Raw genomic sequence first — 13467 nt, 5'->3', positions numbered from 1 at the left:
TGTTCAAGCGGTACGCCCTGCCGCGCGCCGCGGCTGCACGAGGGTCACGCTATTCGGACCCCGAGAGCATGACGATGTAAAGAACCGTCGACGCGATGATGACCGCGACGCCCGCCGCGACTTTCACCTTGTTGAATTCGAGCAGGCCATTCACGCAGACCGCAATGCCTGCGACGGCGGTCAGCGTGCCGATCGCTGCAAGCAGCACGCGAAGCTTCGTCCAGACAAGCTTGCGACGTTCCGGACCTGCACCTTCTCTCCAGCGGCTGAGTTTCATGATTGGCCCTTCCCCAAATCCAGGCGGCAACGAAAGCGACGGTTGACGTTGATCGCGTGTCCGAAAAAACGTGTTGCGATATTCCGCCCATTATAAAGTCACGCACCGATTTATCAGCATCACTGATTGTGCTCAAACAGATCCGGGCGATTTACGTCAAGGTACTTAAACGCGAGCGAACGCTTCCATGCCGACGGTTCGAAGCCGCCGGCAACGCGCGGATGCGGCCCTGTCATCCGTTTCGAGACCGGCCGCGTTTGCCAATAACCCTGCACGCAGGTGCGATTATTTTGAGGCGTCTGCGGGCGTTTAAATACGATGCTATGGTGTGCTCCGCAAATGTGGGCGATTTCCACGCCCATTCTGCTTCAGATCCGATATTTCTGACGTGATTGGTCGGCGTGACCGATCCAGTTCAAGTCGTTGTTCAGTAACCCACAAACAAAACCATGCTATTGGAAAAAAATCTGCCGGCTGGCAGTGCCTCGCCGGAGCACGACGATGCGTCGTCGCTGCGCGCCTGGCTTGCCGTCATCGCCGTGGCCATCGGCGCGTTTGCGTTCGTGACAACCGAGTTCCTGCCGGTGGGGCTGTTGCCGCGCGTCGCCAAAGAACTGGGCGTCTTGCCCGGAACGGCCGGCCTGATGGTGACCGTCCCGGGCGTCATCGCCGCCATTTCCGCGCCGGGGCTGATGCTCGTGGCCGGAACCATGGACCGTCGGCGTGTGTTCCTGCTGCTGACGACCTTGCTGCTCGCGTCGAACCTGATCTCCGCGTTCGCGCCCAGTTTCGCGGTCATGCTGCTGGGACGCGCGTTGCTGGGCGCGTCACTCGGCGGCTTCTGGACGCTGGCAACAGCGGCCTCCGGACGCCTCGTCGCGCCGCGCGATTCCGCGCGAGCGATGGCGACGATCCTGACCGGTGTGACGTGCGCCACCGTGATCGGCGTGCCGCTCGGCACGTTTATCGCGAGCTTCGCGTCATGGCGGGCTTCGTTCATGGCGACGGGCGTGCTCGTCGCGATTGCGCTGGTTGCACAGTTCTTTCTGGTGCCGTCCCTGCCCTCGACGACCGCATTGCGCATGAAGGACCTGGTCGGCCTGATGCGCCGGCCACATCCGCGTCGAAGCATGCTGATGGTCGCGCTCGTGTTCGGCGCGCACTTTTCGTCCTACACATACATCACGCCGTTCCTGCTGCGTAACGCGAACCTCTCGATGGCCACCATCACGTGGCTGCTGCTCGGCTTCGGGATGATCGGGTTTGTCTCGAACTTCGCGATTTCAGCGACGGTCGCGCGCAATCTGAAGACATCGGTCGCCGCGATGACCTCGCTCCTGATGTTTGCGCTGCTGTCGCTACCTTTGCTGCAACACGTGTCATATGGCGTCGCCGCCGTCGTGATGGCGTGGGGCGTTGCGTTCGGCGCGCTGCCGCTCTGTTTCAGCGTCTGGATTCAGCGCGCGACGCCGGACGCACCGGAAGCGGGCTCCGCGCTGTTCGTCGGCATCATTCAGGTGGCGATCGCATCCGGTTCGCTGGTTGGCGGCTTGATCGTCGACCACGTCGGCATTCGGGCCGACTTCCTCTTCGGCAGCGGGCTGGCGTTGCTCGGGCTGGCCGCGCTGGCCAGTTTCGGTACGCGAGAAAAAACACGCGAAGCCGATGCGGTCGCGTGCCAGGTGAGTTCGGATTGACGGAAAGCGTGGGAAACGCTTTGCAGGTGTGCGGTTTCCTGCAAGGCGGAATGGCGGGTGAAGCGTCCAGTGTGCCCCCACCGCCAGGAAAGAACGCCCTCAATTCCCCGGAACGGTCGTCACCCTGCGCGCCGTGGCAGTTGCCCCTGCTTCCAGCTCTCGCAGTATTCCGCATTCGGCAGCGGTCCGAGCCTTCGAGCAGCGCTGGCGGAGTTTCGAAAACGCTTCCTTGAGGCGCGTCAGTTCCGCGATACGCAGGTCCAGGGCGGCCATGTGCTGGTCGAGCAGTTCGTTCACCGCGTCGCAATCGCTTTCCGGAGCGTGTCGCTTTTCCAGCAGCAGTCGAATCTCGTCAAGCGACATGTCCAGCGCGCGGCAACGCAGAACGAGCGCCAGTTCGTCCATGTGGGCTGCCGTATATACGCGATAGTTCGAAGCGGTGCGTGCCGGCGCCGGCAATATACCCGCGCGCTCGTAGAACCGGACTGTATCCACCGCGCAGCCAGCTATCCTGGCGAGTTCGCCGATTTTCATGAGTGCTCCTCGCGACATGCTTGACCCTATAGTAACTCGAGGGTTTGTAATGCTGCTTTGGTCCCGCGTGGCGAGGCGAGGTATGGACAGGAAAACATCCGGCAAATTCGATAGCTGTGCCACCGGGAGCGGAACTTCCGCCCACCCGGTGCGCATCGACGCTTTCCGCATCGAGGACATGTGTTGTCCGACCGAGGAAAAGCTCGTTCGCAACGTCCTGGCTCCGTTGCCCGGCGTCGAAAACGTCGAGGTGGACACGCTTGCGCGCACGGTGCGTATCGCACATCGATACGCCAACGCCAGACCCGTCGAAACAGCACTTGCGAAAACCGGCATGCGGGCCACGCGCGAAGTCAGCCCGAACGACCGGAGCATCGTGCTTCATGTCAGCCAAATGGACTGCCCCACCGAGGAAGGCCTGATTCGCAGGAGGCTGGCGAGTGAGCCCGGCGTCGAGCGTGTCGAGTTCGACCTTGTTCAACGACTACTCCGTATAGATGCACACGGACAGGACGCCAGTCACTTCGTCAAAGCGCTGAAGGACGTCGGCTTTGAAGCAGAACTGCGGACAGGCGATGTGCCGCACGAGACGAAGGAGCAAAACTTCTGGCGTTCCCGGGAAACACTTCTGCTGGTTGCGTCCGGGATACTGGCCGTTGCGGCCGAGTTAACGGGGTGGTTCGGTGCGCCCATCGCAGCAGTCGCCGCTCTTTCCGTAGCAGCTGTCGCGTGCGCAGGCCTGGATACGTACAGGAAGGGTTGGATTGCGGTAAAAGCGCGGACGCTGAACATGAACGCGCTGATGGCAATCGCCGCGACCGGCGCCATGCTCATTGGACAGTGGCCCGAAGCGGCAATGGTCATGTTCCTCTTCGCGGTTGCGGAGGAAATCGAAGCGAAGTCACTGGACAAGGCCCGGGACGCAGTTCGGCGACTGATTCAGCTCGCACCGGACAGGGTCGCCATCCGCCAGCCGGATGGCACCTGGCGCGAGATGAACGCAAAGGACGTGTCGGCGGGCGCCATCGCACGGGTCCTGCCGGGCCAGAGCATCGCGCTGGACGGAATCGTCGTCGTCGGAAGCTCGACGGTCAATCAGGCTGCAATTACCGGCGAGAGCATCCCGGTCGAAAAGACAACAGGGGACCCCGTGTTCGCGGGAACGGTGAATGAGGTCGGCGCATTTCAATATCGCGTCACCAGCGTCGCGACGGAAACGACGCTGGCCCGGATTGTCCAGGCAGTCGAACAGGCGCAGTCGAAGCGCGCCAGGACGCAGCGATTCGTCGACGAATTTGCGAAGTGGTATACCCCGGCGGTTTTCATCGCGGCTGTTGCGCTCGGAACGCTGGCGCCGGTCGCGTTCGGCTGGACATGGCATGACGCGATCTATCGTGCGCTCGTTCTGCTTGTCATTGCCTGCCCGTGCGCCCTGGTTATCGCGACTCCAGTGACCATCGTCACGGGACTTACCGCGGCAGCAAGGCACGGAATACTCGTCAAAGGGGGCGTTTATCTTGAGATGGGACACAAGCTGCGCATCCTCGCGCTGGACAAGACCGGCACGGTGACACGTGGCCGCCCCGGGTTGACCGATTTCATCGAGTTGTCGGCCGACCCGGCGGCCTCAGCCAGAGAGGTCGCATTCGCATTGGCCTCGCACTCTGACCACCCGGTATCACGGGCCATCGCGCTGGCTTTGCGCGGAACGCCCGCCATCGAGATAGCCGGATTCGAAGCGCTTCCCGGGCGCGGTACACGCGCAATCGTGGCAGGCACCGAGTATTTCCTCGGCAACGAGCGTCTGGTACAGGAGGTCGGCGCTTCGGTTGAAAACATCCGCGCGCAACTGGGCAAACTGGAACAGTCGGGCAAGACGGCATTGATGCTCACGACGCGTCAGGCAGTGATCGCTGTAATCGGTGTGGCCGACACAATAAAACCGGAAAGCCGAACCGCTATCGCCGGGCTTCAACGCGACGGCGTGCGCGTCGTCATGCTCTCGGGAGATAACGAGGCGACAACGACCGCCGTCGCCCGGCAGGCGGGCATCAAGGAAGCGTGGGGCGGTCAGTTGCCGCAAGACAAGCTGCGATATGTCGAGCGATTCGTAGAAGAGGCCTCATCATCTGATGCCAAAGTCGGGATGGTGGGTGACGGCATCAACGACGCGCCGGCGCTCGCCCGGGCGGATATCGGTTTTGCCATGGGGGCGGCGGGCAGTGACACGGCAATCGAGGTCGCCGACGTCGCGTTGATGGACGATGACCTGCGCAAAATTCCGGCCTTTCTTCAGCTGTCCCGGAGGACCGTGACGATTCTCTGGCAGAACATTGCGCTGGCAACAGGGATCAAGGCCGTCTTCCTCGTGCTGGCGCTCGCGGGTCACGCAACCATGTGGATGGCAGTTTTTGCGGATATGGGGGCGAGTCTCATCGTCGTGTTCAACGGTCTTCGGGTGAGCCGCGGATTCAACGCGAGCGCGGCGATAACAACGCACTCGCGATAGGCGTCAACACGGGACTTGCCCCGGATTTCATTGATATCCCCATGGGGCAGACTTTTCCAGCATGCACATTCACCGGAACATGAATAACATACCTTCGCTATAATCCCAGCCATGAAATTTCTTCGGACATTGCTCCTCCTGTTGCTCTGTGCCGCGCTTCCCATCAGTGGGCTCGCGGCCAGCGGCTTGACTGGAGAATGTCCGATGCAAATGAGCATGGGCTCCGACGATGGCAGTGCGATGTCTTCGGAGATGCCAGGCTGCGAAACCATGAAATCCTCGCAACCGGGAAAAACCAAAGGCTTCTTCTGCAAGGCGACGGCGCAATGCCAGCTTGGGAGTCTGTATCACCCGGTTTCCACCACTGAAATAACCCGTCCCGCCGGGCTGTCCAGCCCCGTTGTATTTCACTACGCACTGTCGCTCACCGTCCGTGAACCGGCCGGACTCTGGCGACCTCCCCGCGCCATCTAATCCCTTTCTGACAGGTTCACCGCATCTGCGGTGAGGTCGTCCTGCGTCCAGGACGTGGATTCCCTTTGGGAGTCCGCCGTTGGGGTTAGAACATGCCTTTAACTATCGGCACGCCGTCATGCCGGCGTGTATCACTGCGCGCGCCTTCATTTTTTGCCGCGCTGATTCTCGCGAGCGTCGCTGTACACGCACAGGAAGCACCCGTCACGCTTGATGCGGCGCTCCAGTCCGCGACCGACCGCTCCGCCACCATGGGGGCTGCGCAGGCATCAGTGCGCGCCACTTCAGAGGCGGCCGTCCGCGCCGGCCAGTTGCCCGATCCGATGCTGAAGGCTGGCGTGGACAACCTGCCGGTGAACGGACCGCAACGGTTCACCATCGGTCAGGACTTCATGACCATGCGTCGTATCGGCATCGAGCAGGAATGGGTATCCGGTGACAAGCGGCGGCTGCGGTCCGCATTGGCGAATGACGTAGTAGACCGCGAGCGGGCCGGTTACCTTGCCCAGCTCGCGAACACGCGTCAGCAAACGGCCACGGCGTGGCTGAACGCGGTCTATGCGAAGAAAGCTGTCTCGCTGCAGCAGGAACTCGTTGGCCATATGACTCACGAGCTGGATGCAACGAAAGCCTCTTATCGGGGGGCGAAAGCGACTGCCGCCGACGTGATGCAGGCCCAGGCGATGCTGGCGCAGACCCAGGACCAGTTGCTCAAAGCCCGGCAGACTTTTCAGACCGCGCTCATCGGCCTGTCCAGATGGACGGCAACGCCCGTTTCCGATGTGACCGGTGACCCGCCGGCGCCACAGTCATACGTATCGTCCCTGCCGCCGGAGGCGCTTCGCGAGGTGCAGCCGTCGCTCATCGCAGCCTCACGGGACATCGCCGTAGCCGATGCCGATACCGCGGTTGCCAACAGCGACCGCAGTCCCAACTGGACGTGGGAGGTTTCCTACCAGCAGCGCGGAGGGCAGTACTCGAACATGGTTTCGGTTGGAGTGAGCATTCCGCTGCCCATCAACCGCAAGAACATCCAGAACCGGGAAGCCGCCGAAAAAGCGGAACTCGGCACCAGGGCGCGCCTGATGTACGAGGACACGCAGCGTCAGGTGGAAGCGGATATCCGCACGCAGGCGGCAACGCTCGCCAGCGGTCGCGAACGTATCGCGAATCTCAGCAATTCCCTGCTGCCCGCCGCGGACCAGCGCGCCCAACTGGCGACCGCGGCCTACAAGGCAGGCACGGGCTCGCTTGCGGACACGTTCGCCGCCAGACGCGCGCAACTCGACGCCCAGCTTCAGGTGCTCGACCTGCAGCGAGACGCATCCCGGACCTGGGCCCAGCTGGAATATCAGGTCGTACCCGCCTCGATGTCCGCTTCGACGCCCGTCAGTCAGTGAAGGAGAACAACATGCAAAAGAAACAACCGGCACGCGTGGCCCTGATGACGTTTGCCGCTGCGGCGTTGCTGGGTATCGGCTATGTGGCCGGCACGCACCGTTCGACGATGAGTGGCGAGAGCGCGCTTGCAGCGACACCCTCCAGCGACAGAATCGACCCGAAGACTGGCCGGAAGGTACTGTACTGGCACGACCCGATGGTGCCGAACCAGCATTTCGACAAGCCGGGCAAATCGCCTTTCATGAACATGCAGCTAGAGCCGGTCTATGCCGACGAAGAAGGCTCCAGCGGTATCAGGATTGACCCGGGTCTTCAGCAGAACCTGGGCATTCGCTACGCCACTGTGCGCCGGCAGGAAACCACGGAAGGATTCGACGCGGTAGGCACTACGCAGTTCGATGAGTCGAAAGCGGATGTCGTCCAGTCGCGGGTGACCGGCTACATCGACCATCTTTACGCCAGCGCCCCAATGCAGCGCGTCGCGAAAGGCGCGCCGATTGCGTCCCTGTTCGTTCCGGACTGGCTTGCGCCACAGGAAGAGTACCTGGCGCTGAAACGTGGCGGCATGGATGACGGCATGCTTGCGGCGTCACGTGCGCGCATGCGGGCGATGTCGATTCCGGACGGCGTGATTGCAAGTCTCGACCGCACAGGCAAGGCGCAGACACACATCACGCTATCCGCACCGGAAACCGGCGTGCTGACCGAACTGAACGTTCGCGACGGTGCGATGGTGTCACCCGGGCAGACGCTCGCGAAAGTCTCCGGACTCAACAGGTTGTGGCTCGTGGTCGAGGTGCCCGAAGCGCTGGCGCTTCAGGTTCAACCAGGCATGAGCGTGGACGCCGTGTTTGCCGGCGACCCGGCGCAACATTTCACGGGACACATCCGCGAAATCCTGCCGGGCATCAGCACGAGCAGTCGCACGCTTCAGGCACGCCTCGAAATCGATAACGCGGACCTCAGGCTGACGCCAGGGATGTTGATGCGGGCGCGCGTCGGCGCCGCAAAAAAGGTATCGCGATTGCTCGTGCCCTCGGAAGCCGTCATCACGACGGGCAAGCGGTCGGTGGTCATCGTCAGGCATTCAGACGGCAGGTTACAACCTGTCGCGGTCACCGTTGGCAACGATGCCGGCGACGATACCGAGGTGAGCAGCGGCCTGACCGAAGGCCAGCAGGTCGTCGCATCCGGCCAGTTCCTGATTGACTCGGAAGCGAATCTGAAATCCGTTCTGCCAAAGCTCGAAGCAACCGCACCGACTGGTGCGAGCGCACCGGCTGCAGCACCTGCCGCAGCCGCACCGCAGACCTACGACACCACAGGTAAGGTCGAACAGGTGACGGCCGGAGACATCACGTTTTCACATCAACCCGTTCCCGCTCTGGGCTGGGGTGCGATGACGATGGCATTCGGCAAACCGTCGCCGACGGCGTTTCCGGATGTGAAGCCTGGCCAGACTGTTCATTTCGTCTTCAGACAGTCGGATGAGGGCTACCAGTTGACCAGCGTCGAGCCAGTCGGAGGCGCCAAATGATCGCGCGTCTTATCAGGTGGTCTATCCACAACCGCTTCCTGGTGCTGCTCGCGACCGCGCTCGTTACGGCGTGGGGCGTCTACTCGGTCACGCAAACGCCGCTCGATGCGCTGCCCGACCTGTCCGATACGCAGGTCATCATCAAGGCGTCGTATCCGGGCAAGGCGCCGCAGGTCGTCGAGGACCAGGTCACCTATCCGCTCACGACGACGCTGCTTGGCGTGCCCGGTGCGAAAACCATCCGCGCGTATTCCTCGTTCGGCGATGCGTTCGTCTACGTGCTGTTCGACGACAAAACCGACCAGTACTGGGCACGTTCACGCGTGCTCGAATATCTGAATCAGGTACAGAGCCGCCTGCCGCAGGGCGCGACTGTATCGCTTGGACCGGATGCAACCGGCGTGGGTTGGGTGTACGAATATGCGCTCGTCGACAAAACCGGGCAACACGACCTTGGGCAACTGCGTGCATTGAACGACTGGTTCCTGAAATTCGAACTGAAGTCAGTGCCCGATGTGTCCGAAGTCGCGAGCATCGGCGGCATGGTGCGCCAGTATCAGGTTGTGCTCGACCCGGACAAACTCCGCGCCTACGGCATCACGCAGGCGGCGGTGGCCGACGCGCTCGGCAAGGCGAACCAGGAATCGGGTGGGTCGGTGGTTGAAATGGCCGAGTCGGAGTACATGGTCCGTTCGTCAGGCTACCTGCACACACTCGACGACTTTCGCAACGTCGTATTGCGAACGAACGATGCAGGTACGCCGGTTCTGCTCGGCGACGTGGCCCGGATTCAAATCGGACCCGAGATGCGACGTGGCATTGCTGAGCTGAATGGACAGGGAGAAGTGGCGGGCGGCGTCATCGTCATGCGCTCCGGCAAGAACGCGCTGACAACCATCGATGCGGTGAAGGCAAAACTGGCCAGCCTGAAACGTTCACTGCCAGCCGGCGTCGAGGTCGTGACGACCTACGACCGCTCCCAGCTCATCGAGCGCGCGGTGGACAACCTCAAGGACAAGCTCATCGAGGAGTTCGTCATCGTTGGGCTCGTCTGCGCGGTGTTCCTGTTCCACCTGCGCAGTGCGTTCGTCGCGATTCTGTCGCTACCACTCGGCGTGCTGGCCGCCTTCATCGTCATGCGCTATCAGGGCGTGAATGCGAACCTGATGTCGCTGGGCGGCATCGCCATTGCCATCGGCGCAATGATTGACGCGGCCATCGTGATGATTGAAAACGCTCACAAGCATCTCGAAGCGTACGACCATGAGCATCCGGGCGAACAAATCACGACGGCGCAGCGCTGGGAGCTCATCGCGACATCTGCAGCGGAGGTGGGGCCCACGCTGTTCTTCTCGCTGCTCATCATCACGCTGTCGTTTATCCCGGTGTTCTCGCTCGAGGGGCAGGAGGGGAAGCTGTTCTCTCCGCTGGCCTTCACCAAGACCTACACGATTGCCGCTGCCGCCGGGTTGTCAGTCACGCTTGTGCCAGTGCTGATGGGCTATCTGATTCGAGGTCGCATCCCTCATGAGAACTCGAACCCAATCAACCGCGTCCTGATTCGACTGTACCGACCCTTGCTGGAAGCGACGCTGCGGCGGCCGTGGGTTGCGATTGGTCTGGCGGTGGTTGCGCTGGCCGCTTCGGTGATCCCGCTGTCCCGGCTCGGCGGCGAATTCATGCCGCCGCTCGATGAAGGCGACCTGCTGTATATGCCGACAGCGCTTCCGGGAATTTCGGCCGAAAAAGCAGCTGAACTGCTACAGCAGACCGACCGGCTCATCAAGACGGTTCCCGAGGTAGAGACTGTCTTCGGCAAATCCGGCCGGGCCGACACCGCTACGGACCCGGCACCGCTCGAGATGTTCGAGACCACGATTCAGTTCAAGCCACGCAGCCAGTGGAGACCGGGCATGACGCCGGAGAAGCTGGTCGACGAACTGGACCGGACGGTCAAGGTGCCAGGGCTGTCGAACGTGTGGGTACCGCCCATTCGCAATCGCCTGGACATGCTGTCCACCGGCATCAAGACGCCGGTCGGCATCAAGATTTCGGGCGGCGACCTCTCGCAAATCGACCGGATTGCGGCGCAGGTCGAAACAGCGGTCAGGGATGTGCCCGGCGTCACGTCTGCACTGGCTGAGCGCCTGAACGGCGGCCGGTACATCGATATCGACATCGACCGCCTGGCGGCTGCACGTTACGGGCTTTCCGTCGGCGATATCCAGTCTGTCATTTCCTCGGCCGTGGGCGGGGAGAACGTGGGCGAGGTCATTGCCGGTCGCGAGCGGTTCCCCATCAACATCCGCTATCCGCGTGAAATCAGGGATTCGCTCGAGAAGCTGCGTCAGTTGCCGGTCGTCACGGACCGTGGTGCGCAAATCCAGCTCGGCGATGTCGCGCACATCACGATTGCCGATGGCCCGCCGATGATTCGCAGCGAGAATGCCCGACTCTCTGGTTACGTCTACGTCGATATCCGCAATACGGACCTGCAGTCAGCGGTCGAGGCCATGCAGCGCGCTGTTGCAGAGAAAGTGACGCTTCCGCCGGGCTATTCGATTGCATGGTCCGGCCAGTTCGAATATCTGGAGCGTGCGGCCGCCAAGCTGCGTACGGTCATTCCCGTGACACTCGTCGTTATCTTCGTGCTGCTCTTCCTCACGTTCAACTCCGCGGCAGATGCACTGCTGCTGATGTCGACGGTGCCGTTTGCCCTGGTCGGTGGCTTCTGGCTCATCTGGATACTAGGTCACGCGGTGTCTGTCGCAACCGCAGTCGGATTTATCGCACTCGCGGGTGTTGCGGCCGAGTTCGGTGTCGTGATGCTGCTCTACCTGAAGGGTGCGCTCAATCGCCGGCTGGAGGAAGGTGAACCGCTAACCGAGGCGCTTCTGCTCGATGCGATTCGTGAAGGCGCCGTGTTGCGCGTGCGACCGAAAGCGATGACGGTTGCTGTCGTGCTGGCGGGTCTCATCCCCATCATGGTCGGACACGGCGCCGGTTCGGAAGTCATGCAGCGCATTGCGGCGCCGATGGTCGGTGGCATGGTCACGGCACCCATTCTTTCGATGTTCGTTATCCCTGCAGCCTGGTTCCTGCTGCAACGCCGCCGCGCGCGAATGCTGGGCCATGCGCGGCTCCCACACGCAGTACCTTCCGGCATGAAAGTGCCATCTACTCAAACTGGAGAAACTCAATGAAGAAGTTGATTGTTGCGTCTGTTGCTCTTGCAGCTATCGTTGCTGCGCCCGCGTTCGCTGGGGATGACATGGCCGGCATGGAGATGTCCAGGCCGTCGGTTTCGAAGACGTCATCGAACACCGCCCTCACCGAAGCAGAGGTCAGGAAGGTGGACGCGGCGACTGGCATGGTCACACTGAAGCACGGCGCGCTGGAGAACGTCGGAATGCCGCCGATGACGATGGCGTTCAAGGCGAAGGACGCCGCGATGGTCAAGCAGGTTCACGAGGGCGACAGGGTCAAGGTCCGGGTCGAAAACGTTAACGGTACCCTGACCATCGTGAAACTGGAAAAGCAGTCGTGATGGGACGCTGACACGGCACTCGCAGGCTCGCCGTGTGACAGCGGGCCTGCGGTCGCATCCTGTAAGTAGAGGCATTGCAATGCGAATGACCTTATCCAACCTGCGGCGGCGAATTTTCCGTCAGACAGATGCGGCGACGCGCGCGTTGCTATTTTCGCCGCCACTGGACTGATCGCTGTGCCCGGTATCGCCGGCATGGCGGTCATGCACGTAAGCACGATATAGCTTACGCGTAGGGCAAACCACTGACTCAGTCCTGCAACAGTATGTAATCCCTCCCATGACACTGTGGTTCGGCAAGCTGGCTTGCGTCGCCTGGCGTTTGTCGGGGAACATCGGCCAAACCTGAGTCGTGCGTCGGTCGGCACGCCTTGTGCGTGCTCGCCCGGGAGCGTCTCGTCATTCGTGTTGCGTTGCCGCATCCGCGAGTCGCGATGGCGCGATGGCGCGAATCATGGAAACGACAACAATGGCATCGGAAAATGACCTTGAGCACTGGCGTCGCGACGCGTTGAGGATTGAGGACGCAGTCGCCCAGGCTGTCATTGGACAGGCAGAAACCATACGTCTCATCACCGTTGCCCTCTTTGCCCGGGGACATGTCCTTCTTGAAGGCGGCGTGGGGGTCGGAAAAACGACCTTGCTGCGCGCGTTCGCACGCGTAACGGGTGGCGATTTCGAACGCGTCGAGGGCACCATCGACCTGATGCCAGGCGACCTCGTCTATCACACGTTTGTCGACGCTGATGGCAAGCCGAGAATTGACCCTGGGCCGCTACTGCGCCATGGCGAACGGCTCACCACGTTCTTCTTTAACGAAATAAACCGCTCTCGCCCTCAAGTCCAGTCGCTCCTCCTTCGAGCGATGGCCGAGCGAACGGTATCCGCTTTCGGCCGCGAATACCGCTTTCCGCACATGACGGTGTTCGCGGACAGAAACAGAGTCGAAAAGGAAGAGACCTTCGAACTTGCTTCCGCAGCACGTGACCGCTTCCTGTTCGAATTGAACATGCCCACACCGGTCCTTCCGGCGGTTCGTCGCGCGCTGGTTTTCGATCCGATGTTTCACGATGCCGAAACGCTTATCGAAAGGATTCCGTCGGCAATAGTGGACCCAACCCGGTTGAATGCGATTGGGACCGAGATTCAGCGAAGTGTGACGGTGAGTCCGAGCATCGAAAGCTATCTGTTGAACATTTGGGAAGCGACCGAGGCGCCTCAGCGCTTCGGCATCGAAATCGACGGGGTCGACATGGAGCGACTCGTTCTCGTGGGTGCGAGCCCCCGTGGCATGAGTGCGCTGGCGCGCGCAGTCCGTGTAATTGCATGGCTTGATGGACGTCTGCACGTAGTGCCTGAAGACGTTCACGCCGTGCTTTTGCCGGCATTGGGTCACCGGATTTTCTTCACGCCAGTCTACGAATTGCGCAGACATGAACTCGCTGAGGAATTGACCACGATGATTGTGCGGAAGATCGCCGTACCCTGACA

At 61.6% G+C, this 13467-nt stretch carries 11 protein-coding genes; 8 read left to right on the top strand and 3 right to left on the bottom strand.

From position 1 onward, the window contains the following. Positions 1-49: 49 nt before the first annotated feature. Together BLV45_RS17745 and BLV45_RS27170 are read right to left on the bottom strand one after the other, a co-directional pair. Positions 50-277, bottom strand: a complete 228-nt coding sequence (locus tag BLV45_RS17745; protein WP_090535247.1) for a DUF2964 family protein — start codon at positions 275-277, stop codon at positions 50-52. 119 nt (positions 278-396) lie between these two features. Next, positions 397-633 (bottom strand): hypothetical protein, encoded by a 237-nt coding sequence (locus BLV45_RS27170; protein ID WP_143130443.1) that lies wholly within the window; start codon positions 631-633, stop codon positions 397-399. A 93-nt stretch (positions 634-726) separates the two neighbouring features. Between BLV45_RS27170 and BLV45_RS17740 the strand changes: the two genes are divergently transcribed. Then, positions 727-1974: an MFS transporter gene (locus BLV45_RS17740; RefSeq protein ID WP_090535246.1), complete on the top strand. Its 1248-nt coding sequence runs from the start codon at positions 727-729 to the stop codon at positions 1972-1974. A 99-nt stretch (positions 1975-2073) separates the two neighbouring features. Here BLV45_RS17740 and cadR read toward each other — a convergent pair whose 3' ends face one another. Further along, positions 2074-2508 (bottom strand): Cd(II)/Pb(II)-responsive transcriptional regulator, encoded by a 435-nt coding sequence (cadR, locus tag BLV45_RS17735; protein ID WP_090535245.1) that lies wholly within the window; start codon positions 2506-2508, stop codon positions 2074-2076. An 82-nt stretch (positions 2509-2590) separates the two neighbouring features. Between cadR and BLV45_RS17730 the strand changes: the two genes are divergently transcribed. From BLV45_RS17730 to BLV45_RS17700, 7 genes are all read left to right on the top strand, one after another. Next, on the top strand, positions 2591-5017 hold the full coding sequence (locus tag BLV45_RS17730; protein WP_090535312.1) for a cation-translocating P-type ATPase: 2427 nt from the start codon (positions 2591-2593) through the stop codon (positions 5015-5017). A 111-nt stretch (positions 5018-5128) separates the two neighbouring features. After that, positions 5129-5491 (top strand): hypothetical protein, encoded by a 363-nt coding sequence (locus BLV45_RS17725; RefSeq protein WP_090535244.1) that lies wholly within the window; start codon positions 5129-5131, stop codon positions 5489-5491. A gap of 92 nt (positions 5492-5583) precedes the next feature. Further along, positions 5584-6891 (top strand): TolC family protein, encoded by a 1308-nt coding sequence (locus tag BLV45_RS17720; RefSeq protein WP_090535243.1) that lies wholly within the window; start codon positions 5584-5586, stop codon positions 6889-6891. Between the two features lie 11 nt (positions 6892-6902). Next, positions 6903-8429: an efflux RND transporter periplasmic adaptor subunit gene (locus BLV45_RS17715; protein WP_090535242.1), complete on the top strand. Its 1527-nt coding sequence runs from the start codon at positions 6903-6905 to the stop codon at positions 8427-8429. After that, positions 8426-11632, top strand: a complete 3207-nt coding sequence (locus BLV45_RS17710; RefSeq protein WP_090535241.1) for an efflux RND transporter permease subunit — start codon at positions 8426-8428, stop codon at positions 11630-11632. The genes BLV45_RS17715 and BLV45_RS17710 overlap by 4 nt, the downstream gene beginning before the upstream one ends. Next, entirely contained in the window at positions 11629-11976 is a 348-nt protein-coding gene (locus BLV45_RS17705) for a copper-binding protein (protein WP_090535240.1), read from the top strand. The genes BLV45_RS17710 and BLV45_RS17705 overlap by 4 nt, the downstream gene beginning before the upstream one ends. Before the next feature lie 469 nt (positions 11977-12445). Further along, on the top strand, positions 12446-13465 hold the full coding sequence (locus tag BLV45_RS17700; RefSeq protein ID WP_090535239.1) for an AAA family ATPase: 1020 nt from the start codon (positions 12446-12448) through the stop codon (positions 13463-13465). The last annotated feature ends 2 nt before the right edge of the window (positions 13466-13467 follow it).

It is taken from the genome of Paraburkholderia sartisoli, assembly GCF_900107685.1.
Taxonomy (GTDB): domain Bacteria; phylum Pseudomonadota; class Gammaproteobacteria; order Burkholderiales; family Burkholderiaceae; genus Paraburkholderia; species Paraburkholderia sartisoli.
This window is presented reverse-complemented; position numbering and strand designations above follow the sequence as displayed.

Excerpts from the sequence above, each read along its gene's own strand:
- BLV45_RS17710 (WP_090535241.1), top strand. The coding sequence starts at position 8,426 with ATGATCGCGCGTCTTATCAGGTGGTCTATCCACAACCGCTTCCTGGTG.
- BLV45_RS17725 (WP_090535244.1), top strand. The coding sequence starts at position 5,129 with ATGAAATTTCTTCGGACATTGCTCCTCCTGTTGCTCTGTGCCGCGCTT.
- BLV45_RS17740 (WP_090535246.1), top strand. The coding sequence starts at position 727 with ATGCTATTGGAAAAAAATCTGCCGGCTGGCAGTGCCTCGCCGGAGCAC.
- BLV45_RS17720 (WP_090535243.1), top strand. The coding sequence starts at position 5,584 with ATGCCTTTAACTATCGGCACGCCGTCATGCCGGCGTGTATCACTGCGC.
- BLV45_RS17745 (WP_090535247.1), bottom strand. The coding sequence starts at position 277 with ATGAAACTCAGCCGCTGGAGAGAAGGTGCAGGTCCGGAACGTCGCAAG.
- BLV45_RS17730 (WP_090535312.1), top strand. The coding sequence starts at position 2,591 with ATGGACAGGAAAACATCCGGCAAATTCGATAGCTGTGCCACCGGGAGC.
- BLV45_RS17705 (WP_090535240.1), top strand. The coding sequence starts at position 11,629 with ATGAAGAAGTTGATTGTTGCGTCTGTTGCTCTTGCAGCTATCGTTGCT.
- cadR (WP_090535245.1), bottom strand. The coding sequence starts at position 2,508 with ATGAAAATCGGCGAACTCGCCAGGATAGCTGGCTGCGCGGTGGATACA.
- BLV45_RS17700 (WP_090535239.1), top strand. The coding sequence starts at position 12,446 with ATGGCATCGGAAAATGACCTTGAGCACTGGCGTCGCGACGCGTTGAGG.
- BLV45_RS17715 (WP_090535242.1), top strand. The coding sequence starts at position 6,903 with ATGCAAAAGAAACAACCGGCACGCGTGGCCCTGATGACGTTTGCCGCT.